The organism is Streptococcus parasanguinis (assembly GCF_016648855.1).
GTDB lineage: Bacteria > Bacillota > Bacilli > Lactobacillales > Streptococcaceae > Streptococcus > Streptococcus parasanguinis_L.
The window spans coordinates 70507-93750 of record NZ_JACLQU010000005.1; the positions used below are offsets into that span (position 1 = coordinate 70507).

Below are 23244 nucleotides of genomic sequence, written 5' to 3' on the forward strand. Positions count from 1 at the left end.
TTAGAAATCTCCAATCCAGAATAGGATACCCTAATCTATTTAGCACTGTCAATCTATTTTGCCAATTCCTATAATATGATGAGAAAGCCCTAAAAAAAGTACAAAAAAAGAGGAGGTTTCCCTCCTCTCATCATACGCATGAATTATTTAGCAATTTTTGCGAAGTATTCAAGAGTACGAACAAGTTGTGCAGTGTAAGACATTTCGTTGTCATACCATGAAACAACTTTAACCAATTGTTTACCGTCAACGTCAATAACTTTAGTTTGAGTTGCGTCAAACAATGATCCGTAAGACATACCTACAACGTCTGAAGAAACGATTGGATCTTCAGTGTAACCGTATGATTCGTTTGAAGCTGCTTTCATAGCTGCGTTCACTTCATCAACAGTAACGTTCTTGTCAAGAACAACTACCAATTCAGTAACTGATCCAGTTGGAACAGGAACACGTTGTGCAGCTCCGTCCAATTTACCGTTCAATTCAGGGATAACCAAACCGATTGCTTTAGCAGCACCAGTTGAGTTAGGAACGATGTTAGCAGCACCAGCGCGTGCACGACGAAGGTCACCTTTACGGTGTGGACCGTCAAGGATCATTTGGTCACCAGTGTAAGCGTGGATAGTAGTCATCAATCCTTCAACAACACCGAAGTTATCTTGAAGAGCTTTAGCCATTGGAGCCAAGCAGTTTGTAGTACATGAAGCACCTGAGATAACTGTTTCAGTACCATCAAGAATATCGTGGTTAGTGTTAAATACGACTGTTTTAACATCTGATCCACCAGGAGCAGTGATAACAACTTTCTTAGCACCACCAGCATGCAAGTGTTTTTCAGCAGCTGCTTTAGTAGCAAAGAAACCAGTTGCTTCAAGAACGATTTCTACACCGTCGTTAGCCCAGTCGATTTGTTCTGGATCGCGTTCAGCAGAAACTTTAACGAATTTACCGTTAACTTCGAATCCACCTTCTTTAACTTCCACAGTACCGTCGAAACGACCTTGAGTTGTATCGTATTTCAACAAGTGTGCAAGCATAACTGGATCTGTAAGGTCGTTGATGCGTGTAACTTCAACACCTTCTACGTTTTGGATACGACGGAAAGCAAGACGTCCGATACGACCGAAACCGTTAATACCAACTTTAACTACCATTCGTGATTTCCTCCTTATGAAAATCAAAAAAATTTTTTGTGAAAAGAGTAACTTGACACAGCGCCAAACATCTTTTAACAGTCTCTATTATATACTTTATTGCATTAAAAAGCAACTATTTCCCAACGAAAAGCAAGATTTATCATAGATCACCACCTCTTTTATTAAAGTTTTTCACAAAGTCTTGATCGATAGGAAAAGCGCTATTTTACTTGTACTCACTTTTGGAACAAAGAAAAACTCTTCCCAAAGTGGGAAGAGTTTTTAAGCTTTGGTAAATTAAGCTTCACCTTTAGCTTTTTTAATGATTTCTTCTTGTACTGATTTTGGTACATCTTCGTAGTGGTCAAATACCATCATGAAGGTACCACGTCCTTGAGTTGCAGAACGAAGGACAGTAGCGTAACCGAACATTTCAGCAAGTGGCACATAAGCACGAACGATTTGGCTTGCACCGTGTGCTTCCATACCATCTACACGTCCACGACGAGCAGTTACGTGACCCATAACATCCCCAAGGTTTTCTTCAGGAACTGTGATGGTTACAAGCATCATTGGTTCAAGGATAGCTGGTTGTGCAGTCTTAGCAGCTTCTTTAAGCGCAAGAGATGCAGCGATCTTGAAGGCAGTTTCAGATGAGTCGACATCGTGGTATGAACCATCGTAAAGCTTAGCTTTCACGTCAACCATTGGGTAACCAGCAAGAACACCGTTCGCCATAGATTCTTGAAGTCCTTTTTCTACTGCAGGGATGAATTCACGTGGAACCACACCACCGACGATCGCATTTTCGAACTCGAATCCTTTACCTTCTTCGTTTGGAGTAAATTCGATCCAAACATCACCAAACTGACCTTTACCACCAGATTGACGTTTGAAGAATCCACGTGCTTGTGTAGAAGCGCGGAATGTTTCACGGTAAGATACTTGAGGAGCACCAACGTTAGCTTCAACCTTGAATTCACGTTTCATACGGTCAACAAGGACATCCAAGTGCAACTCACCCATACCAGAGATAACTGTTTCACCAGTTTCAGGGTTTGTTTCAACGCGGAATGTTGGATCTTCTTCAGCCAATTTTTGAAGGGCGATACCCATCTTGTCTTGGTCAGCTTTAGATTTAGGCTCAACCATCAATTGGATAACTGGTTCTGGAACTTCGATTGATTCAAGGATGATTTTTGCTTTTTCATCTGTCAATGAGTCACCAGTTGTAGTATCTTTCAAACCAACGGCAGCAGCGATATCTCCAGAGTAAACTGTTTCGATTTCTTTACGAGTGTTGGCGTGCATTTGAAGGATACGTCCGATACGTTCACGTTTACCTTTAGAAGTGTTCAATACGTATGAACCTGAATTCAAGACACCTGAGTAAACACGGAAGAATGTCAAACGACCTACGAATGGGTCAGTCATGATCTTGAAAGCAAGAGCTGCAAATGGCTCTTCATCAGATGCTGGACGTTCTTCTTCTTCGTCTGTATCTGGGTTTACACCCTTGATTGCAGGGATATCAAGTGGGCTTGGAAGGTAGTCAAGGACTGCATCCAACATCAATTGAACCCCTTTGTTCTTGAAGGCAGAACCACAAAGTACTGGGTAGAACTCAACGTTGATTGTCGCTTTACGGATACCAGCTTTCAATTCTTCGTTAGTGATTTCTTCCCCTTCAAGGTATTTCATCATCAAGTCTTCATCAGTTTCAGCAACTGCTTCAACCAATTTTTCACGGTATTCTTGAGCTTGTTCAAGGTATTCAGCTGGAATATCTTCTTCAAGGATATCTGTACCAAGGTCGTTAGTATAGATTTCAGCTTTCATCTTGATCAAGTCAATGATTCCGCGGAAGTCATCTTCAGCACCGATTGGCAATTGAATTGGGTGAGCGTTTGCTTGAAGACGGTCATGAAGTGTGCTTACTGAGTAAAGGAAGTCAGCACCGATTTTATCCATCTTGTTAGCGAATACGATACGTGGAACTCCGTATTCAGTTGCTTGACGCCAAACTGTTTCAGTTTGAGGCTCAACACCTGATTGTGAGTCAAGAACGGTTACAGCACCGTCCAAAACGCGGAGTGAACGTTGAACTTCGATAGTGAAGTCCACGTGTCCTGGTGTGTCGATGATGTTTACACGAGTGTCTTTCCATTGAGCTGTTGTAGCGGCAGATGTGATAGTGATACCACGTTCTTGTTCTTGCTCCATCCAGTCCATTTGTGACGCACCTTCGTGAGTTTCACCGATTTTGTGAATCTTACCAGTGTAGTAAAGGATACGCTCAGTTGTAGTTGTTTTACCAGCATCGACGTGAGCCATGATACCGATATTACGAGTTTTTTCAAGTGAAAATTCGCGTGCCATGAGGTTTGTTTCTCCTATATTTTTTATTTCTATATTCTATTATAACATGATTTAATAAAAACGGATAGGCAGGACCTACCCGTTCTCAGTGTTTTCATGCTAAGTTTTGGTTCCAACTTGTAAGAAGAGTTGAATTGAACCCGGGCTAAAGTTAGTTAGCCGAGTTGAGCTCAATTGAACCCGGGCTAAAAGCTCAAGTTAACCGATCTGAGCCGGAACGGGATGCTGTGTGAAAAAGATAAACTTCCTTGTATTCATCGAATACTGCGTCAGTTTCCTATTTTCACTTTGCATCCTTGCCGTTCCTAGTATCTTAATCTTACCAGCGGAAGTGTGCGAATGCACGGTTAGCTTCAGCCATACGGTGAGTATCTTCACGTTTCTTAACAGCTGCACCAGTGTTGTTCGCTGCATCCAAGATTTCTTTTGCAAGACGATCAACCATTGTGTGTTCACCACGTTGACGAGCGATTGTTACCAACCAACGAAGTCCAAGTGTTGTACGACGTTCTGGACGAACTTCAACTGGGACTTGGTAGTTAGAACCACCGACACGGCGAGCACGTACTTCAAGTACAGGCATGATGTTTTCCATAGCTGTTTCGAATACTTCAAGAGCGTCGTTTCCAGTAGCTTCTTTAATTTGTTCGAAAGCTCCGTAAACGATTGAAGCAGCTGTACCACGTTTACCATCAAGCATAACGCGGTTGATAAGACGAGTAACTAATTGTGAATTGTAAAGCGGATCTGGCAATACATCGCGTTTAGGCGCACGGTTTTTACGACTCATTTTTCTTTATCCCCTTTCCTTATGCTTTTGGTTTTTTAGTACCGTATTTAGAACGGCCTTGTTTACGATCGTTTACACCTGCAGTATCAAGTGCTCCACGGACGATATGGTAACGTACCCCTGGAAGGTCTTTTACACGTCCACCACGAAGAAGAACCACGCTGTGTTCTTGCAAGTTGTGTCCGATACCTGGGATATAAGCAGTTACTTCGATCAAGTTGCTCAAACGTACACGAGCGAATTTACGAAGGGCTGAGTTAGGTTTTTTAGGTGTCATTGTTCCAACACGAGTTGCAACACCACGTTTTTGTGGTGAAGAAACGTTTGTTTGAACTTTTTTATGACTGTTGTAACCAACGTTCAAAGCTGGTGATTTAGATTTTTCTACTTTTGATTTACGCGGTTTGCGAACCAATTGGTTAATTGTAGGCATCTACATTCTCCTGTGAAATTTTTTATTTTTGGTGATGGTACACTTGGTGACAGCTACCATCTGTGTGTACTTTTGCAACATTTGTCAGCACGTCCCTGTACACTCTTGAGAGACCAAAAGTAAAAAGTACCGTCTATTATTATAACATGACGGCACTTTGATTGCAAGATGTTTTTTTATTTTTTAAAGAAGTCGAAAAAGTTCATTATTGACCAGCTTCAGCAGGTTCTTCTGCCCCTGTAGCTGCAGCCGGAGCATACTGTTGTTGCTGTTGTGGTTGAACTGTCGCATTGGCTCCAGCTACTCCAGCATTAGCATTAGCATTGGCATTAGTATTTGCGTTCGCGTTGGCATTAGCGTCTGTTTGAGTCTGCTGTGTTGCCGCTGTGTCGCTCTCATAGGTCAGTCCATAATAGTTAGCGATGTATTGGATACGCGCCTCAAGCGATTGCTTTTGAGTCGCATCTTTGACTTTCTTCACAGCAGCTTGGGCAGCGTTCACAGAATCTTGACTTGGCGTTGTTTCCATTTGAACGACTGCTTTTTCAGCAGCTTCTGTATTTTTCTTTTCTTCCTTCTTTTCTTTTTCTTCCTTTGTTTCCTTTTTCACTGGAAGGGAACCTGTTTTTTTAGCAGGTTGAATTTCTGTCGTTACCTGGGCAGCCGTATTCTTTTTAACGGTATACAAACCAGCTACCAAAATAAAGGATAGAGACAGAACTGTCACCAAGCGAATCCACAAAGGACTATTATCAAATCGATCTAAAATTCTTTTCACTTTTTGATCCTCCTTTGCTGCTCTTAATCAAAGATGTTTCCAACTTCGACGCTCAATTTATTTTCTTTTACATCGATGTTGGTCACGCGCAATAAGGATTTGTGTTCAAAGAATTCCCGGTCAGTTGCAGCATTATCCGCAAAGACAGCTACTCCTGCTAATTCAGAATCGAATTCAGCCAAGAGACTGACCATTCCATTAATCGTTCCGCCACCTTTAAGGAAGTCATCGACAATCAAGACCCGGCTTCCTGCTTTTAGGCTCCGTTTTGAAAGGAACATTTTCTCAATACGATCCCCACTTGAGCCTGAAACATAGTTGACACTAACGGTTGACCCTTCTGTGATTTTCAAATCACGACGGACAATAACAAAAGGAACATTCAAGACATTGGCTACTGCATTGGCTAGAGGAACTCCCTTGGTCGCTACGGTCATGACAGCATCAATCTTCTTATCTCGGAAGGCTTTGGCAATGATGCGGCCGATGCGATTCAAAATCTTTGGATTGCTCAACAGATCAGACAGGTAAATGTAGCCACCAGGAAGGATACGATCACTTTCAGACAGCTGCTTGCAAAGATCCTCGACGATTTCTTTGGATTCTTGATCTGAGATAGACGGTGTAAAGATAACACCTCCACCAGCTCCTGTAATGGTCTCAATATTTCCGATTTCCATCTCTTCAAACGCCCGCTTAATGATCACGATATCTTCTGAGATGGAAGACTTGGCAGACTCATACTTTTCCGCAAACGTATTGAGGCTAGTCAATTCATAGGGATGGTTGATCAAGTAATTAGAAATCACGACCATCCGTTCACTTCTTCTTAATTTCATTTTCTCACCATGTAGTTTTTTCTATCATTATACCATAAGAAGCGAAAAAAACGAACATTCTGATTTACAGAAGGCCGTTTTTTCCTGATTATTTTATTTTTGGCAGAATCATTCCCGTATTTATCTCTGTTTTTACTAGTCGAGATTCGGTTTATAGAAGGAACGATTTTCCATAGCAAAGATTTTATTGGTCATCTCGCCAGGACCAATTAAGCCAAGTGCTGTTGTCATCATCATCATTTCTGCATCCAAATTATCGATCATATGAATAATCTCTGCTTCCATGATCTTTGGACGAACAGGACTACCGTATTCGAGCAAACCATGGTGACTCAAGATCACATGGCGAAGGACGATGACTTCTTCTTTTTGATCATCAATCTTCAAGTCTTGCAAGACCTTGGTGATTTCTTCATCGATGAGTGCAATGTGGCCGATGAGGTTGCCCCGAACAGTGTATTCTGTATTTTCAGGTCCCGTCAACTCGATCACTTTGGCCAAATCGTGTAACATAATCCCTGCAAAAAGCAAGCTCTTATTCAACTGAGGATAGATATCGCCGATACTATCTGCCAAGCGGACCATGGTTGCCGTATGATAAGCAAGGCCTGCTTCAAAGGCATGGTGGTTGGTCTTAGCAGCTGGATAACTATAAAACTCTTTCTCATATTTCCCATAGAGGGCCCGGACAATCCGTTGCCAGACTGGATTTTCAATTTTGAAAATCATGTTTGACAAATATTCATGCAATTCCTTGGGATCTACTGGTGGTTTTTCCTTGAAGTCTGCTGGATTGTTGGGCTCACCTGCTTGAGGTAAACGCATGTTCAATTGGTTGACTTGCGGAGTATTATTGTAAACTTCTCGACGTCCAGACATATGGACCACGCGCCCAGCCATAAAACTCTCTACATTGTGAGGTTGGGCATCCCATAATTTGCCTTCGATCGTACCGGTCTCATCCTGGAAGACAAAGGCGAGGTAGTTTTTCCCGGCCCGCGTTTGACGCACTTCTGCTGACTTGATCAAATAGAATCCTTCGAACAATTCATCTTTTTTCATTTGGTTAATTTTGACCATCATCTTCTCCATCTTCTATATATACATCTAGTCCCAGCAGGTCCTCATCGCTTTCGATTTGGCGGAGTGTCCGCTCGATGGCACTGGTCCGTCTGGTTAGCAAATCATCAATATTATTGGAAGCATTCTTTAAATGGCGCTGAGTCTTGGCCAGAATCCCTCCAAACTTATGGAATTCTGATTTGACCGATCCCAACACCTTGCTAATGTCATCTGCACTCTTTTGGATGTTGAGCGTTTTAAAGCCAACAGACAAGGAGTTCAAGAGGGCTGATAGGGTGCTTGGACCAGCCACCAAAATTTGTTCGTCCCGACGCAAGCCATCGAAGAATTCTGGATTGCGAACCACTTCGGAATAGAGGCCTTCGGTTGGCAAAAAGAGAATTCCGAAATTCGTTGTCGCTGGTGGAAAGAGGTATTTTTGTTGGATATCCTTAGCAAAACGCTTGATACTAGCAAGAAGGGCCTTGCGGTAACGCTCGATCTCCTCTTTCTCTCCTGATTCATAAGCTTCTTCCAGACGATAGTAGTCTTCCAGTGGGAATTTAGAGTCAATTGGCAGATAGACTGGCTCCTCTCCTTGCCCTGGAAGCTTAATGGCATACTCCACGCGCTCACTGGATTGGGGAACGGTGACAAACTCCCGCTCATACTGGGCTGGGGTCAAGATATCTTCAATAATTTGGCCCAGTTGCAATTCGCCCATAATCCCACGCGTCTTGGTATTGGAGAGAACTTTATTAAGGGTTCCGACATCCCGCGCCACCGTCTGCATTTCTCCCAGCCCTTTGTTGACCGACTCCAATTGTTTTGAAACCGTCTCAAAGGAGGTCTGCAAGCGGTGCTGCAAGGTTTTTTCCAATTTTTCTTCTACCGTTTGGCGCATCTGTTCTAGCCGCACTTCATTGGACTCTTGGATCTGGCGCATGCGCTCATCTGTTTTGTCCCGATTTTTAGTAAAGTGCTCATTCATCTCAGCGCGCAGAGCCGTCGTCTGCTGGTGGATCTCCACTCGCATCTCGGTTAAGCGATCTGTCAGGGCGATCTCTAACTGCTGATTGGCAATCTGGCTTGCTTGTCTTTCTTTTTCAAAACGATAGTCCAACTGGTCTGTCAAATGATCCTCATGGTCTTCCAGCATCTCTCGTAAAGCCGGTCTTGTATCATCTGACCGTTGCAAGAAATAGATGAGGAGGCCCAGATTGAGCAGGCCAATCAGAAGCAGAATGATATTCATATTAACCTCTGTCTTTACTATAAACAATGACAAGATAGCCACGGTCAAGACTCACTTGAATCGGTTGATCCAAAAATTCATTGGAGCCATACATGGCCTTCAAAAAATAATTCTCCTGATGGAGCGGATACTTGGCCCCTGTGATCTCTAGATGACCTTGTCCGACAGGCATAAAACCAACATAGGACATGGCTGGATCTGGCTGAATCTCATGGCAACCAGCTGGTCTGTAGATCAAGCGATTTTGACCATCGACTAATTGGATCTGGTCCATGTAGGGAGCTAGGTCTGGATCGGTCGGCAAAAAGATATTGGACAAAAAGTGATCCAAGCGACCACCAAAAGCACCGTAAACAGTGACAGCAGCCTCTGGATAGGCCTCAAAGACCGCTTTCAAGGTCAATTCCAAATCCGTATCATTCTTTTCAGGAACGGACTGAACAACCTGCTTGGCTTGGGTACGGATCTTATTCAAATCGGTCTCAGAGACGGAATCGAAATCCCCCACAGCTATATCTAAAGGCAGACCTTTTTCCAGTAACTTCAAACAGCCACCATCAACGCCTACATAAACGTCATGATCTTTTGGCAAGAGCGTGCTGTCACCTCCTGCCAGTATTGCAATGTTATCCATTTACAGCATCTCGGAGCGTTTGAACGCGCTCATTAACATCTCCATTAAAGACATAAGAGCCTGCTACAAAGACATTGGCCCCGGCTTCTTTGGCTTGCGAAATACTTTGGTCATCAATTCCACCATCCACTTCGATATCAAAGTCTAAGCCTTTTTCTTCACGAAGAGCGGCTAATTCGCGCACCTTGTCCATTGTTTCAGGCAAGAAGGCTTGGCCACCGAATCCTGGATTAACGGTCATAACCAAGACTTGATCCACCAAGTTCAAGACATGTTTGATACTGTCTACAGGAGTCCCTGGGTTGATCACGACACTAGCCTTCACACCCGCTTGACGAATTTTTTGAAGAGCTCCGTGAATATGGGGAGTAGCTTCCACATGGATGCTGATGATATCAGCTCCTGCACGGGCAAATTCTTCGATATGGTGTTCAGGATTGGTGACCATCAAGTGGCAATCAAAAACTAACTTGCTATGTGGACGCATGCTCTCTACGACACCAGCTCCAAAGCTGATATTGGGCACAAAATGGCCATCCATGACATCGATATGGGCATAGTCAGCTCCTGCTGCTTCTAAGCGTTTCAATTCACTTTCAAAATTGGCATAATCTGCACTCAAAATTGAGGGTGCAATTTTCATTGTTTTCATCGTTGTAGTGTCTCCTATTTTGGCATTTTTTTCGAAACTTTTTTATAGGTTTCGCGACGGTTTTCAATCTCACTTAGAAATTGCAAGTAATTCTCATAACGGAAAGGTGCAATTTTCTCTCTTTCAACGGCTGGTTTCACCGCACAAGCTGGCTCATGCGTGTGGGTACAGGTACGAAATTTACAAGAGTGGCTCACATCGGCGATCTCCGGAAAAGCTTGATTTAAGTCTTCACTGGTTGTCACTTCATAATCGAGGGAGGAGAAGCCTGGCGTATCTGCGATCTTTCCTCCATTTAAATGGTAAAAGCTGACAGCTCGGGTCGTGTGTCGACCGCGCCCCAGACTATCTGAAATCTCACCCGTTTCAAGCTCCAGATCCGGAGCAATTTTATTGAGCAAGGTCGATTTTCCTACACCGGTCTGTCCCATAAAGACCGTGGTTTGATTGGTCAAAAGGGGCAAGAGTTCCTCAATCGACAAGACAAAATCATAGCCAATAGCCTGATAGATTCCTTGGTAGTAGTGGATGTCTTCCATATCTTCTAACAAGTCCAGTTTTGAAATATAGACAATGGGATGAATCCCCTTATGCTCCAAAAGAACCAGAAAACGGTCTAAAAGATTGGCGTTGAAATCCGGCTCCTTAGCTGACATGATGACTACTGCCTGATCAATATTGACAATAGGAGGGCGCACGAGGCTATTTTTTCGAGGAGCAATGCTCAAAATGTAGCCTTCTGAATTCTCTTCAGCAGAGAACTCCACCTGATCCCCCACATAAGGAGTCTGTCCTTTTTTTCTAAAATTTCCACGAGCCCGTGTCTGGTAAATGTGACCGTCTGACTCCACGTAGTAAAAGCCAGCCAAGGCCTTGACGATTGTTCCTTGCAAATCGCACTCCTTTGAGATTAATACTATCTATTATACCAAAAAATGAGAAATAAGGCTGGATTGCTCAATAAGAAAAATCTGGAACTAGTTTCAGTAAAATTTTTAGGGATAATAAAGATAGGGGCATTGTAACCGCTTCCTAATTTAGGTATAATAAATGTGAAAACATTCATAAATAAGTTGCTTGTGGGAAGCTCGAAACAAGAACGCAGAAAGGAAGTGACATCAAGAAGCGCCTTGTTTCAATGATTACTTGCTGTACAAAGAAAGCTGTTTCTTTGTTCTACGTTTTTAGATGGAGGTTCTTTATGAGTCTTTCTTTTCTTTCTAAAGAGAATCCCTTGATTGCCAATATCAAAAAGGGAAAATTTCTGACACCCTGGTTTTTGGCTCCGTTTATTCTGTATTACATCACAGAGTACATGTCCCCTGTTAGCACGGCATCGACTAGCTTTTTTCTCAATAAACAACACTGGATCCCAGACTGGTGGAACATCCTTGACCTCTGGTCCTTCCTCTATACCATCATCGCCTTCTTCCTTTGGGTTCGCTTGATTGAAAAGCGACCTATTCGAACCATGGGATTTTCCAAAGGAAATGGGCTTTCTGAATTCGCCAAAGGTTGCCTTGTGGGAGGCATCATGATCACAACAGTCTTGATCGTCTTTTTAGTCACAGGGAATGCCACATTCCATCGCATTCAATTTAGTATGCCATTTCTTGTGTCTTGGATTTTGGTCTTGATCGGCTATATTTTCCAAACTGCGGCAGAAGAAATTTATATCCGTGGTTGGTTGATTCCAACTATCTCCTACCATACCAATGCCCTTCTAGCTATCCTGATCTCAGCTACTATGTTCTCCTACTTCCATATGAATAACAACGGTGCTTCTTGGTTCTCTACTGTTCATCTCTTCTTCTTTGGAGTCTTTACAGCAGTCTATGCCCTGAAACGCGGGAATATTTGGGGACCTTGTGGCTTCCACTTTGCCTGGAATTTCCTGATGGGAAATGTCTATGGTTTTCATGTCAGCGGCTTTGACAGCGAATCATCCTTGATGTACTTCACAACTTCAAATCACACCTTAATCACTGGTGGTGAATTCGGTCCTGAAGGGGGCATCCCGGGATTAGTGGTCTGCATCTTAGCTCTTTTATGGGCCATCTTTATCCTCAAAGATACCTCCAAGGAGCAAGAGAGCCTATATCCTGCGGCATTGAAATGATCTATGGATAAAAGGAACAGGAGCCATCTGTAGGCTCCCTGTTCCTTTTTTTCCTTGGCATTTTCCCTAAAAAGTGTATAATAGAACTATGCGGAGGTGGTGGAACGGCAGACACGCATGCTTCAGGCGCATGTGCCCCTTCGGGCGTGAGGGTTCAAATCCCTTTCTCCGCATCTTGGAAAGGTGGCCCAGCTCGGTACGGCACCGGACTCGAAATCCGGCAAGTGGATTTTCTTCACGCGCGGGTTCAAATCCCGTCCTTTCCTTACGATGCAAATAAGCCATAGGTAATAACCTATGGCTTTTCTGTTATTTTATTCCTGCTTCTAGAAGGCCATCTGCTAAGCGGGCGAAGTCTTCTAAACTAAGAGCTTCTCCTCGCACAGATGGTTGCAGGCCTGCAGCTTCGATCCCTACTTCTAGTTTGGCTTTGATTTCTTCGGTCTTGCCAAAGCGACTGGTCAAGTTGTTCCAAAGCGTTTTGCGGCGGTGGACAAAGCTAGCCTTGCTGACAGAGAAGAAGAAATCTTCATCCTTGACGGCCACTGCCGGTTCTTCGCGACGCACCATCTTGAGGATGGCCGAGTCGACATTTGGCGCTGGCACAAAGACGGTGCGGGGCACGATAAAGGCCACCTTAGCCGTCATATAGTATTGGACTGCAATGGACAAAGACCCGTAAGCCTTGGTGTTGGGCTCAGCTGAGATGCGATCTGCTACCTCTTTTTGCATCATGACCACAAATTCTTGGAAAGGAATTTTAGACTCGATCAAGTGCATGAGGATGGGAGTCGTGATGTAGTAAGGAAGGTTGGCCACTACCTTGATCGGAAGCTCTGGATTTTTAAACTCTGCGATGTACTGGTTGAGGTCTACCTTGAGGATGTCTTGGTTGACAACCGTGACATTGTCAAAATCACGCAAGGTATCCGCTAAGATAGGAACCAAACGGTCATCAATCTCAAAGGCCATGACTTCTGCGGCATTTTCTGCCAAAAACTCAGTCAAAGCTCCAATTCCGGGACCGATTTCGATAACATTGACCTGCTTATCAATCTCAGCAGTGTCCACAATTTTTTGAAGGATATTGGTATCGGTCAAGAAGTTCTGTCCGAAAGATTTTTTAAAGGTAAAACCGTGACGCTCCAGCACTGCCTTGGTCACGCTATAATCTGCAATTCTCATGTTTTCTCTTTTCTATTTCATACACACTAGAGGTAGCTCCTCTAGCTAGTCCTTGGCATCTGAATAGCCTGCCATAGCATCCTCAACCTCAGCCAAGCTGATTCCAAACAACTCCAAGCGTTTGATCAGTTGTTTGCCATTGCAGTAACCAATGCGCAAGGCTTCTCCTAAGTATTCCCGTCGTTTGCGACTATCGCTTCCCATCAACAGCCCAAGACGCATCAAGTCTGACTTGGTAATATCAAAGAACGTCTCATCTTCATAGGAGCCCACGAGTCCAGCCAGGGCCTTTTCTAAGTCTTCAAAGCTAGCATGCTCCACTCCCAAGGAACGCCCCTTGGTCTTGGATTTGGGGACTGCTTCACCACGATTTAAAAAGGCATGTTTGGCCTGGGGCACCTCTTGCATGATGATTTTGCGAATCCGCTCGCCATTATAGTCTGGATCGGTTAAAACAATGACCCCACGCAATTCTTGCAAGGTAGCAATTCGTTCCAAGTCATCTTGGTCAATCGCAGACCCTCGTGTTTCATAGGTATCCACCTCATAAAAACGACGGAGATTGGCTGTGTCGTCCTTGCCCTCCACGACAATCACTTCTGGTATTTTTCTTTTCTCAGTCAAGGCCAAATACCTTTCTTGCATTGTCATAGGTTGCCTGAGCCACTTCTTCTGTTGTTAAGCCACGTAGTTCTGCAATGAAGTCTACTACATAACGAGTGTAGGCTGTTTTATTTTCCCGACCACGTTTGGGAACTGGCGCCAGATAGGGTGCATCTGTTTCAACCAAGATCTTATCGAGCGGCAGGCCAGCTGCTGCTTCTTGGACATCTGTGGCTTTCTTAAACGTCACCACTCCAGAAAAAGAGATCATCATTCCCAGATCCATAAAGCGTTTCGCTTCTTCTAAACTTCCTGAGAAAGAATGCATGATCCCACCGCGAGGCCCCACTCCTTCACTCTTGATAATGGCATAAGTGTCTTCGAGAGCATCACGCGTATGCACCACGAAAGGCAAGTCCAAGTCCTTAGACAATTGAATCTGACGACGAAAAACCTTTTCTTGGACATCTTTTGGTGACGTCATCCAGTGGTAATCCAGACCGATTTCTCCGAGTGCGACAACTTTAGGATGTTTTAGCTGTTCAAGTAAATAGGCCTCCACTTCAGGAGTATAATCTCCCGCCTCAGTGGGGTGCCAACCAAGCGTGAGATAGAGTTCTGGATGCTGGTCTGCCAACTCCATGGCACGCTCAATCGTCGGTTTGTCAAAACCAACGATATTGTGGGCTACAACACCCATTTCCTTGGCCAAGTCGAGCTCTTCTTGTTCTTTTCCTGCGAATTCTTCCACATTGAGATGGGTGTGGGTATCAAAAATCTGCATGATCTTCCTTTTCTTCCGAGTTTTTCTTCTTTCTATTATAGCAGAAAGCGCCTCTAAATTCACTTTCGGACAAAACAAAAACCAGTAGTCTCGAGTTTCTACTGGTTTTTAGGTTTTTATCTGAATTAGGCAGCCAAAACTTTGCGTCCTTTACGACGACGAGCTGCCAATACGCGACGACCATTTTTAGTTGCCATACGGTGACGGAAACCATGTTTGCGCGCACGACGAAGTTTACTTGGTTGATAAGTACGTTTCACGATGAATACCTCCTCATAGATTTTGTATTCGTTTAGCCGGCTAGTTGTGATCAGTTACTAAACATACTTTACTATTCTATCGGATTCGACTCTATTTGTCAATAGCTATGGCAAAATTGTTGCAAATACAGGTCGGAGAACACCTTTCTACACCTGACGGGTTGCCAAGTAATAGGGTTCCAGAGCCACCAGCGCCTTTTGCAACTGATCCAGGATATCCTCAAGAGAATCTTCCTCGACTAGAGAAACATCGTATTTGACGAGGACCTTACGAACCACCCCTTCTGCTACTGCTTGCAACAGATCATGGCGATTCTTTTCTGTTCCTTCTACCCTTTGACTCTCCCCATTTTTCTGGGCGAAATAATAAACTGGCTGAGAGATAGGAAGGGTGAGAACCTTGTGTTGCTTTTGAAGGCTCTCTTCATCTTTTTTTCGCTCGATAAAACTCACCTCTAAGGAAACACCAAAATCGGCTGCATCTCCATAAAGTCTCAAGGCAAACATGGGCTCTGCCATCGTCCCTTCTCCTTTTAGATAGGCCCAAAAATGAGGCCGCAAGACCTGGGCCTGGTTCATCCATTGGCTAGTCCGGTCCTGCTCCAAGTAAGGGTGACGCTGCTGAAAGGCCGAGACCAAATCGGTGAATTCCTTACGAGCCGCTTGAGCTAGGGCACGATACTGCTCCATCTCCGATGCTAGCACCCCAGCCTTTGCTGGGGCCTGGTAGTGAATTCCTTGAAGCTTTAAAAAATCTCGAATCGCTGCAAATGCCATCTGCTTCCTTTCTAAACCTAAAAAAGGAGAGATCGGCTCAATCCCGTCTCTCCCTTATGGAAAATAATAACTAGATTATCCTTCGATGTCTACCACCACGTAACGGTTTGGTTCTTCCCCTTCAGAGTAGCTAGTGACTCCTTCCATCTTAGAGACGATACGGTGAATGATTTTGCGTTCACTGTTTGACATCGGATCTGTCTGTTGGGCTTGCCCATCTTCGAGAGCACGCGTTGCCAACTTCTGAGCATAGATTTGAAGAACTTCTGCCCGGTGTTCTACATAGTCATTCACATTAATGGTAATGTAAAAATTCTTTGAGTAGCGGTTATAGAGGTAATTTTGCGCCAAAAGTTGAAGAGCCTTCAAGACTTTTCCGTGATAACCAATGACACGTCCTGGCTCATTGGTATCAATTTGCATATTGACCGTACGGCGGTTGTGACTGCTTGAGATGGTCGCATCCACATCCATTTCATCGACCACTGTTTGAACATAGGCTGTCACATCAGCTACGACTTCTTCGATGTTGTAGTTTTCCTCTACCTCGATACCTAGGTTTGAGAAATCAGACTCGCTTGATTCTTTTGCCGCTGGTTCTTTGACTTTTTCAAGGATATGTTCATGCCCTTTTTCTTCAAGAACGGTATCTGCTTCTTTGTCATGTTTCAGGATTTCGGTCTTGATTTCTTCAGAGACAACTTCTCCTTCTTCTTCGACCTTTTTGATCGCTGCAACGACGCGTCCGAGATCGACCGTTGCTTCGCTCACTGTCTTAACCGGTTCGTTTTGTGCATTGATCTCATCTGGGACACCTTTGACAGCTTTTTGATTGGCTTTCACAACAGTTGTTTCTGCAATGGGTTCAATCTCTACTTGGGCTGGTTTTTTCCCAAACAAGCCAAGAAAACCTTTCTTTTCACGCGCTACAACCGTAATATGTGCCTTCATACGAGGAATATCTAAATCGTTCAGACCTTTTTGAATCGCTTCTTCAACAGTTGCTCCAGTATATAGGACCATATGTCCACCTCTTTCTTATTTTTTCTTTTTCTGTGCTTTGTTTAGGGCACGGCGTTTTTGTTTTTCCATGTCGCGCGAAGCTTGTTCTTTTGCTTCACGCTCTGCAATAATCTTGAAGGGGTTGTTCAAGAGATAGGTTTGCCCGACTTGGTAAGCATTGGACGTCACCCAGTATAGTGCGACCCCGCTGGCTGAGAACAAGGCAAAGAAGAAGATCATCACAGGCATCACATACATCATGGTTGTCGCACTACCATTACGCTCTGGCATGGCTTTATTGGTCAACCAACTGCTGAAAAATGTGAAGAGTGCTGCAAGAACCGGCAAGATATAAGTCGGGTCAATCGCGCCAAGGTCCAACCAGAGGAAATGACCGACTTTAAGGAATTCGACACGGCTCAGCGCTTGGAACAAGGCCATCAAGACCGGCATCTGGATCAAGAGAGGAAGGAAGGCTGAAGATGTTTTGACGCCTTTTTCCTTGTAAAGGGCCCGCATCTCTTCGGAAAGCTTGGTCCGGCTATCAAGATCCTTCCCAGGATACTTAGCTTGCAATTCCTTGAGGAGGGGTTGAATTTCCTGCATTTTGCGGGTTGAATTCATTTGATATTGGAAGAGGGGCAAGAGGACCGTCCGTATGACAATGGTAAAGACGATAATCCCTACACCGATACTTCCGCCAAAGGACAAGAAGCGGATGGCTTCTGCAAAGAAGTAGACGAAGCGTTCCCAACCACCTGTCGACTGAGCTGTCACTTGAGAGGTTCCACAAGCTGTCAAGACCAATAAGGCCGCTCCTAATAATCCAGTTAACTTCAGTTTCTTTTTCACATTATTCCCTTTCTTGGTAGACATGCGCTAATTTTAAGACATGTACAAGATTTTTCTCTACTTGATGAAAGTCGAGCTCCTCCACTCCTTTACGAGCAATGACAACAAAATCATCGGTCGTAAGGAAGGCTTGGTGTTTGATCAAAACATGGCGAATCAAACGTTTGATGCGATTTCTGGTCACAGCATTTCCCAGTTTCTTACTAACAGACAGGCCGACTCGAAAATGCGGTTGGTCTTTGCGCAAGCGGTAAACAACGAATTTCCGATTGGCAACATTTTGACCACTTTTAAAAATAGCATTAAAATCTTTGTCACGTTTGACGCGGTAGCTTTTTTTCAAACCTCAACTCCCTCTTTTAAATTTATTCTATTATACCATATTTTCAAAAAAAACCAATCTCACTCAGGAAATCGGTTGCTACTTAAATACAGATAAAAGTAAAGGTAAGGTGTAGTAGAGATTGAGCAAGATATGAGCCAAAATAGGAGCAAGGAGCGTCTTACTCCGATAATACAGGATCCCAAAAATCACACTCGGCAGGAGATAGATGATAGAAGCTCCTAGCGAAAAGGGATTGTGGAGAAAATGCAAGCCACTGTAGATGAGGGCTGGAAGCCAAATCTCAGCATAGAGTTTCCAGCCTTTGAAGTAGGCATTCACCAAGGCTCCACGAAAGATCAGCTCTTCTGTCACTGGCCGGATGACGACCATTGCGATCACCAGTATAAGCACTCCTGTGGGGCTAATTTTCCGTGGAAAGAGACTCAAAACGGCTGCTCGTCCTTGGACAAAACCACTGATGAAGTAGTCCAACCAGTAAACCAAACAGGCTGCAAAAATGGCTTCCATCAGAGATTGAAGAGGGTTTTTCCCCAGCTTAAACTGCGCTTTTTTAGAAAAACGATAGACCAAAAATCCTGCAAAGGTTGCATAGAGCCCTTCTAGGCCAAATAAGGTCCAATAATAGCTATTTGCGCTTGCTAGACTAGTAGAGACATACTGGGCCAAGGGGCGAAACTGAGGCCGGATATAAAAATAAAACAAGAGCAGAAAGAGGGGATAAAGCAGTGAGAGCTTTCCTTTGATGAATTTCATAGAGACCTTTCTTATAGAGTATGACAAATCGTATAGTGCATCTTACCATAATCGTGACAAGGTTTCAATGAAAAAGGATGCCTTTCTACTCTTTAAGATAAGCTACATAACCTCCTAAGACAGCGACTAGAATCAAGAGACAAAGAAGAGTTTCCATCCATACAAGAACTGTCAAGAAGGGCAGTTGCAACAAGCCTTGGGCCATTTTTAAAGAGGTCGCTGTGATGACCGTTGGAAAGGTAAGAGCTGAAAAAGCGGGTTGAAAACCTTCTTTGATCATTTTTGGCAGGCGCGTCAAAACAAAGAAATAAAACCCTTGCGAGGCCATCACCATGATCAGTAAGAACCAGGTAGGAAGGCTTGCTCCACCCACACGAACCAGGGCTGCTAAAAGAAGGGAAAATGGAGCACAATAGATGCCTTCTTGCCCTAGCAGATGATTGGGTAAGGGCTGCTTTTTCCCATCAAAATAAATGACTGGGTAGAGAAGAAAGGTCAAACCAAAACCAATCACTAAAGCGAGATAAGCAATCTCTCTGATTCCTACAACAGGGTAGGTCAAGGCTGCTACTGCAATGCCCACATAGAGAACGGTCCAACTCGGAGTGGCATTGGCTCTTGGACGCACCATGACATGGGTCTTGGTAAAATAAAGAATCAAGCAAAGATCCAAGAGAAAGGCTGACCACCAAACCAACTGAGATAGACCTCCAAAGGCGGGAAAGAGGCGAAAAAGATAGGTGGATAGAATCATCCCTGCCATGGGAAAGGTCGCCATCCCAGATAACAGAGCTGGCTGTTGGAGTTCTATCTTGGTTTCTTGCCAGCGAATCGCATGATAGACTAAAAAGAAAAACCAGAAGAACAAACCTGTCAAACTAAAGGCATGGGCAAGAATGGGTAGAGAGTCTGCAAGAAGGTTTCCAGCGCCAACTAGTCCTAACAGACAGCCTGAAAATACTAAGGGGATCTTTTTCATCGGAAGCTCCAATTATTTTATCGCTTTCAGTATACCATAAAAGAGAAGGAAGCATGATAAAAAAAGAAGTTGGTATTCTCCAACTTCTTTCAAATTATAGATAGAGTCACCTTAGAAACTTTCCTTAGGTGAGTACGGACGTCAGCGAACTTCGAGGAAGTTCCATGACTTAGTTTTGGACCTAAGGTTCCAAAACTCCCGAGTGCTAGAAACAAGAATGTTTCTAGCACTTATCTCACGGCGGAAAGTTTCAATAGATGTCTAAGTGAGCCTAATAGTTGATATTTATTTAATTTCTTAAGTATCATTTAGGTTGCATTATGTAATAAACAGGTGGATTACATTCTATTAGACACTAGGCCTGTACGACCATCATATAAAGAAACAAGGATAAGAGAAAGACGATACTAACGGCAAGGGTTGCTAGCTTGAGCCCGCGGTGGGAGCGCCAATAACTTGGCTTCCCTAAGTTACTGGTTGCATCTGTTGAGAGCGATTGTTGTTGGCGAGGTTGCAGGGTAATGAGAACCACCAGAGCTAGAGATAAAATCGAGATGAGGATTGCAAATACCATTTCCATCTTAGGATCCTCCTAACACTCTCAAGAGGGTAAAAATAACTCCCAGCAGAATCACCAAACCAATGATCACATTAAAGGTAACATTGATCTTTTCGGAACGCGTCGTCTTTTCTTTTTCGGAAGGACGGCGTTTGAGAGACTCCATCCGTCCTTCTACTTCTTTGTAAAATAAATCTTTCTTACGATCACTCACCTTGTCCACCGATCCCTTCTTGTAAGCGAGCTGTGAAAACAGCTGGCTCGACACTACTTGATTGGGCAATTTGTTGCGCGACTGCTTCTCTGTAGCTATCTACAGATTGGTAGATTTCCTGGATACGGGCCACCATATCCGCTTCTTTTCCTTGGTCAAAGATATTGGCTTGTGCGAGGAAGTGGCGGTCATGCAGGGTATGGCTAAAGGCAAGGATGACTTGCTGGTGTTCAAAGGCCTTGCGGACAATGCCTTGCACCTCTGCATAGTGGTTGATATCCAGATAAATACTAGAGACCTTAAGCAACTCTTTGATCCGCTCTTGGCTGATATTTTGGTACAAGACCACATTTGGGTAGCGGACCATAGACAAGAGGCTCGCAGACATCTCCGTCAAAGCTGCTACACGGAAGGTCACATTTGGCAAGTTCTCTACTAGATAGGTCAAGGCTTCGATCTGATCCGAATTGGTCAAGACAAAGGCGTCTTTACGGATATCGTCTTTCACCTTGAAATCATACAGGTAGCCAAGGGGACCAAAATAGCTATGCTGGTCTTGCGAGGTCAACTGCAAAGCACGATGATAAGTCTCGTTTTGAGGAATCAAGATCTTCTTAGTCCGGATTCCTGGGCTCTTTAGAATCAACTGCATGTTGCCCGGAAGGCTGTCGTGAAGAGGCTCTTGCCACACCAAGACGTCGTGCCCTTTGATGCCTTTATTGCCCAGTTGGAGACTAATGCTAAAGGAGGTAGCCAGCGTATTGTAGACCAAACCATCTAGATCAAAACCACGATACTCTAGATAAAAGACAAAGTAATCTAAGCGATTCTTGAAAATCCGCATAGGTTGATGGTCCAAGGTCAAGATCAAATCCCCTGTTTGGTGATTCTCTGTCAAGCGCTCGATATCCCCTTCAAAATAAGTGGTCACCAAATGCTGACCTTGATCACCACAAGTCGTTACAGCTATCTTACGACCGTATTGGTCATAGTGCTCAATCATGACTACTTGCCCCTTATCATCCAGCCACTCTATGCGCTCGACGATGCGTTTATAAGAAGCAGCATGGTACACAATTCGAGCTTTTTCCTGACCATAGTAGGTCACTTTCCCCGAACTGTTATCCCCAGAAACTTCCCAGAAATCAGGCACTGGAACTTCATTAAAGTAGCGTCCCCGCTTCTCCCCTTTTGCTTGTCCTAAGAAATAGATAAAGGGAGACTCGACACCGTCTGGTAAGAAACCATTTGGCTCCAAAACAACGGTCGGGTGGTCAAAGCCAGACTCTTTCATGGAGTGGAGCAGGTCTTGGCTTTCACGAGAATAACTATCAAATACGTTCAGCATGTGTCACCTCTTCTATCAATTGTGCCCAAGCTTCTTCTACTCGGCTGGTCAAAAAGTCTTCTGCACGCGCATAAGATGCTTGACGCATGCTGGCTAGATCATCTTTTTTGTATAGCTGGATCATTTTTTCCGCAAAGGCAGCAGCGATCTGGTCAACCACTTGGTCTGCTGAAGGCGGAATGAGATAGCCATTTTTGCCTTCTGTGACAAAGGTCTGGTTGCCATAAGGAACATCAAAACCGATAATCGGAAGTCCAGAACCAATCGCCTCCATCAAGGTCAACCCAAAACCTTCACTGGTCGATGCTGACAGGTAAACCTCATAGTTCTTATAAATCTCCTCTAGATTGGCATGCCCTTTGAGGTGGATATAGTCTGCTGCTCCCAATTCATCAATCAGAGAACGCAACTTGCCTTCTTCTCCACCTTTTCCATAGATGTCAAAAGACAGTTCTGGCAATTCTTTTTTGGCACGAACCACTGCTCGCACCAACCAGTCAATATGTTTTTCTGTCGCTAAACGAGAGGCGGTAATCATAGAAAATGGGGTGCGATTTTCATTTTGTGGCAAGTTTGCAAGACTCCCAACTGGAATGGTATAGATGGCTGGCTGATGGTTGGTGTATTTGGCAAACTGCTCGGCTAAGATTTCTTTTTGACGGTCGGTCGCAACAATAAAGAAGTCCACCTTGTCAGCATTGGTAAATTGGTACTCGTAGTAGTTGTTCCACAGGATATACTGATCGTCAACATTATTGGCACTGAAGTGCTCTGCATGGACGACCACACCCAGGCGGGCTTTTTGCGCTTCTTCAAAGATAGGCTGACCGATATTGGTTTCCCGATCCAAAATCACCAGATCTTGTTTGGTCAATTGAAGGGTTTGCATGAAGTAGCGGATCAATTCTTGGCGACCAACTAGATAGCGATCTGGGAAACGATAGATTTCGCGGCCATCCGCCATCTGCATGCTGTAGGCAACCGTCCCGTCTTCATTGTAAAAGCGGCGCTCAATCAAGTTGGCTTGATTGTTCTTAGGAATAAAGTACTCGGTACAATAGCGGGTATAGGAGAAATAATCCTTTCTCACCAAAATCCCTCTAGACACGTACTCGCAGCGTTCGACATAAGGACTGTTTTCTTCGCGCAGGTAGCAGGTCAAAAAATTGTCCTGGTCCTCATAAAAGAAGCGCTTGATCTTGCCGTCGACTTCTTCCCGAGTCGGTTTTCCGGCAAAACCTGCTAAGACCTGATCAATGGTATAGGTCGTTGGCGCAATTTTTATATCTGTAAAATGGCTATAGAGCCAGATGATTTCATCATTTTTAAAACCGATATTTTCTGTTAAATGCTGGATATTATCGGCTAAGATCATATCCATAAAAACAAACTTGGCTGGTTGATGGATATTGCGTAACAACTGGGCACGGTAGGCCTGGGCATACTCAACACCACTGCTGGCCCAACCGATTCCAAGGTTGATATTGTATACTGTCATAATGTCC

26 protein-coding genes and 2 tRNA genes are annotated in these 23244 nt (G+C 44.1%); 3 read left to right on the top strand and 25 right to left on the bottom strand.

What is annotated here, in order from left to right; genetic code table 11:
• Window positions 1-143: 143 nt before the first annotated feature.
• From gap to rsgA, 11 genes are all read right to left on the bottom strand, one after another.
• Entirely contained in the window at window positions 144-1154 is a 1011-nt protein-coding gene (gene gap / locus H7T92_RS04695) for a type I glyceraldehyde-3-phosphate dehydrogenase (RefSeq protein ID WP_003003093.1), read from the bottom strand.
• Between the two features lie 279 nt (window positions 1155-1433).
• The gene (gene fusA / locus H7T92_RS04700; protein WP_003003071.1) at window positions 1434-3515 is read right to left on the bottom strand and encodes an elongation factor G; all 2082 of its coding nucleotides are present in this window, start codon (window positions 3513-3515) and stop codon (window positions 1434-1436) included.
• Window positions 3516-3834: 319 nt separating this feature from the next.
• Window positions 3835-4305, bottom strand: coding sequence for a 30S ribosomal protein S7 (gene rpsG / locus H7T92_RS04705; protein ID WP_003003105.1), 471 nt, complete (start codon window positions 4303-4305; stop codon window positions 3835-3837).
• Between the two features lie 19 nt (window positions 4306-4324).
• A complete protein-coding gene (gene rpsL, locus H7T92_RS04710) occupies window positions 4325-4738 on the bottom strand; it encodes a 30S ribosomal protein S12 (protein ID WP_003003125.1) in 414 nt (137 codons plus the stop codon).
• Window positions 4739-4943: 205 nt separating this feature from the next.
• Entirely contained in the window at window positions 4944-5516 is a 573-nt protein-coding gene (locus tag H7T92_RS04715; RefSeq protein ID WP_151191132.1) for a hypothetical protein, read from the bottom strand.
• Window positions 5517-5539: 23 nt separating this feature from the next.
• Entirely contained in the window at window positions 5540-6355 is an 816-nt protein-coding gene (gene purR, locus H7T92_RS04720) for a pur operon repressor (protein WP_003012466.1), read from the bottom strand.
• 135 nt (window positions 6356-6490) lie between these two features.
• Complete coding sequence (locus H7T92_RS04725) at window positions 6491-7435, bottom strand: 3'-5' exoribonuclease YhaM family protein (protein ID WP_037608119.1); 945 nt, start codon at window positions 7433-7435, stop codon at window positions 6491-6493.
• On the bottom strand, window positions 7422-8672 hold the full coding sequence (locus tag H7T92_RS04730; protein WP_201037220.1) for a DNA recombination protein RmuC: 1251 nt from the start codon (window positions 8670-8672) through the stop codon (window positions 7422-7424). Before H7T92_RS04730 ends, H7T92_RS04725 begins: the two co-directional genes overlap by 14 nt.
• 1 nt (window position 8673) lies before the next feature.
• Complete coding sequence (locus tag H7T92_RS04735) at window positions 8674-9306, bottom strand: thiamine diphosphokinase (RefSeq protein WP_201037221.1); 633 nt, start codon at window positions 9304-9306, stop codon at window positions 8674-8676.
• Window positions 9299-9958, bottom strand: a complete 660-nt coding sequence (gene rpe / locus H7T92_RS04740; protein ID WP_201037222.1) for a ribulose-phosphate 3-epimerase — start codon at window positions 9956-9958, stop codon at window positions 9299-9301. The genes H7T92_RS04735 and rpe overlap by 8 nt, the downstream gene beginning before the upstream one ends.
• A gap of 14 nt (window positions 9959-9972) precedes the next feature.
• Window positions 9973-10851 (bottom strand): ribosome small subunit-dependent GTPase A, encoded by an 879-nt coding sequence (gene rsgA, locus H7T92_RS04745; RefSeq protein WP_201037223.1) that lies wholly within the window; start codon window positions 10849-10851, stop codon window positions 9973-9975.
• Window positions 10852-11159: 308 nt separating this feature from the next.
• On the opposite strand from rsgA, the gene H7T92_RS04750 reads away from it, so the two are divergent.
• The 3 genes from H7T92_RS04750 (at window position 11160) to H7T92_RS04760 (ending at window position 12343) form a co-directional block, all read left to right on the top strand.
• The gene (locus H7T92_RS04750; RefSeq protein WP_118095588.1) at window positions 11160-12077 is read left to right on the top strand and encodes a CPBP family intramembrane glutamic endopeptidase; all 918 of its coding nucleotides are present in this window, start codon (window positions 11160-11162) and stop codon (window positions 12075-12077) included.
• Between the two features lie 90 nt (window positions 12078-12167).
• Window positions 12168-12250 (top strand) — tRNA-Leu (locus H7T92_RS04755).
• A 4-nt stretch (window positions 12251-12254) separates the two neighbouring features.
• Window positions 12255-12343 (top strand) — tRNA-Ser (locus H7T92_RS04760).
• A gap of 43 nt (window positions 12344-12386) precedes the next feature.
• Here the strand turns inward: H7T92_RS04760 and rsmA are convergent.
• The 14 genes from rsmA to gtfA all read right to left on the bottom strand — a co-directional run bounded on the left by rsmA (window position 12387) and on the right by gtfA (window position 23237).
• Complete coding sequence (rsmA, locus tag H7T92_RS04765; RefSeq protein ID WP_021153984.1) at window positions 12387-13262, bottom strand: 16S rRNA (adenine(1518)-N(6)/adenine(1519)-N(6))-dimethyltransferase RsmA; 876 nt, start codon at window positions 13260-13262, stop codon at window positions 12387-12389.
• A 45-nt stretch (window positions 13263-13307) separates the two neighbouring features.
• The gene (rnmV, locus tag H7T92_RS04770) at window positions 13308-13907 is read right to left on the bottom strand and encodes a ribonuclease M5 (protein ID WP_201037224.1); all 600 of its coding nucleotides are present in this window, start codon (window positions 13905-13907) and stop codon (window positions 13308-13310) included.
• Complete coding sequence (locus H7T92_RS04775) at window positions 13879-14649, bottom strand: TatD family hydrolase (protein WP_201037225.1); 771 nt, start codon at window positions 14647-14649, stop codon at window positions 13879-13881. The genes rnmV and H7T92_RS04775 overlap by 29 nt, the downstream gene beginning before the upstream one ends.
• Window positions 14650-14774: 125 nt before the next feature.
• Entirely contained in the window at window positions 14775-14909 is a 135-nt protein-coding gene (gene rpmH / locus H7T92_RS04780) for a 50S ribosomal protein L34 (protein WP_003003086.1), read from the bottom strand.
• Window positions 14910-15056: 147 nt separating this feature from the next.
• On the bottom strand, window positions 15057-15686 hold the full coding sequence (locus H7T92_RS04785; protein ID WP_061605003.1) for a hypothetical protein: 630 nt from the start codon (window positions 15684-15686) through the stop codon (window positions 15057-15059).
• A 75-nt stretch (window positions 15687-15761) separates the two neighbouring features.
• A complete protein-coding gene (jag, locus tag H7T92_RS04790; RefSeq protein ID WP_201037226.1) occupies window positions 15762-16709 on the bottom strand; it encodes an RNA-binding cell elongation regulator Jag/EloR in 948 nt (315 codons plus the stop codon).
• Window positions 16710-16724: 15 nt separating this feature from the next.
• Complete coding sequence (locus tag H7T92_RS04795; RefSeq protein ID WP_003015944.1) at window positions 16725-17540, bottom strand: YidC/Oxa1 family membrane protein insertase; 816 nt, start codon at window positions 17538-17540, stop codon at window positions 16725-16727.
• A 1-nt stretch (window position 17541) separates the two neighbouring features.
• Window positions 17542-17883 (bottom strand): ribonuclease P protein component, encoded by a 342-nt coding sequence (gene rnpA / locus H7T92_RS04800; protein WP_003002960.1) that lies wholly within the window; start codon window positions 17881-17883, stop codon window positions 17542-17544.
• 78 nt (window positions 17884-17961) lie between these two features.
• Complete coding sequence (locus H7T92_RS04805) at window positions 17962-18639, bottom strand: CPBP family intramembrane glutamic endopeptidase (RefSeq protein WP_201037227.1); 678 nt, start codon at window positions 18637-18639, stop codon at window positions 17962-17964.
• Window positions 18640-18724: 85 nt separating this feature from the next.
• Window positions 18725-19618, bottom strand: a complete 894-nt coding sequence (locus tag H7T92_RS04810) for a TDT family transporter (RefSeq protein ID WP_201037228.1) — start codon at window positions 19616-19618, stop codon at window positions 18725-18727.
• Between the two features lie 355 nt (window positions 19619-19973).
• Window positions 19974-20198 carry an accessory Sec system protein Asp5 gene (asp5, locus tag H7T92_RS04815; RefSeq protein WP_201037229.1) on the bottom strand — a complete coding sequence of 75 codons (225 nt, stop codon included), beginning with the start codon at window positions 20196-20198 and terminating at the stop codon, window positions 19974-19976.
• Window position 20199: 1 nt separating this feature from the next.
• The gene (gene asp4, locus H7T92_RS04820) at window positions 20200-20391 is read right to left on the bottom strand and encodes an accessory Sec system protein Asp4 (protein WP_080978547.1); all 192 of its coding nucleotides are present in this window, start codon (window positions 20389-20391) and stop codon (window positions 20200-20202) included.
• Window positions 20384-21739, bottom strand: coding sequence for an accessory Sec system glycosylation chaperone GtfB (gene gtfB / locus H7T92_RS04825; protein WP_201037230.1), 1356 nt, complete (start codon window positions 21737-21739; stop codon window positions 20384-20386). The genes asp4 and gtfB overlap by 8 nt, the downstream gene beginning before the upstream one ends.
• Window positions 21723-23237, bottom strand: a complete 1515-nt coding sequence (gtfA, locus tag H7T92_RS04830) for an accessory Sec system glycosyltransferase GtfA (RefSeq protein ID WP_201037231.1) — start codon at window positions 23235-23237, stop codon at window positions 21723-21725. The genes gtfB and gtfA overlap by 17 nt, the downstream gene beginning before the upstream one ends.
• Between the last annotated feature and the right edge of the window lie 7 nt (window positions 23238-23244).